Source organism: Escherichia sp. AM3 (genome assembly GCF_032029835.1).
In the GTDB taxonomy this organism is placed as follows: domain Bacteria; phylum Pseudomonadota; class Gammaproteobacteria; order Enterobacterales; family Enterobacteriaceae; genus Escherichia; species Escherichia coli.
The window spans coordinates 1-641 of sequence record NZ_JAVUPQ010000487.1 but is presented as its reverse complement, the minus strand read 5'-3'; the positions used below and the strand labels follow the sequence as shown (position 1 = coordinate 641).

Annotated in this window: 1 pseudogene; it reads right to left on the bottom strand. The window is 49.5% G+C overall.

The annotated features are described in order from the left end of the window. Window positions 1-509: 509 nt before the first annotated feature. A pseudogene (locus tag RTW80_RS26775) lies at window positions 510-578 on the bottom strand (hypothetical protein); the annotation flags it as partial. Window positions 579-641 lie beyond the last annotated feature (63 nt).

Genomic DNA, 641 nt, shown 5'->3' with positions numbered 1-641 from the left:
GCCGGGGCGGGGCCGCTTTTCAGTTATGAGGGAGGGGCTTTGTGGTTTCAGTTCTGCGCTGGTTCGGGGTTTTTCTGGAGGTTGGTTTTGTGTGTTGTAACTAAAGTGGCTCCGGTTGGGGCCCGCCGTTTACGGTGGGAGGTGCATATCTGTCTGTCCACAGGACAGGCAGTGAATAGGTTTTCTTTTTAAATGAATGTAATTAAGTAGTTTAAAGGAGATATAAACAGGTGTTTAAAAGATACATTGCACCCTGTAAGGCTGGCGCCTGGCGCTTTATGACATGAACGGTTGTAACCTTATGGGGAAGTCCATTGCAGTTAAATGTGGATAAGCAAAATTCCCCGTCTGTGAGGCGTGTTTTGTATCAAAAACAGGGGGGGCCAGATGCACCAGAAGGTGGATGATGAGGTTGTTTTTTGTATGAGGTGCTGCTTTTTTGTTCGCTGGCAGGCTTCAGGCGTGCGAATGCCTCCGGTGCGGGCCGGATTATTCAGAAGAGGTCACTTTCAGGGGGAAGCTGTGGCCAGCCGGCTGTAATTACGGTTACGTGACAGAATCATGCGCTCTTTCACACGTGCGTATTACCGTGAAGGAGATCGGTGAGTAACATCGATGGAGATCGGTTCGTGTCACTTTCA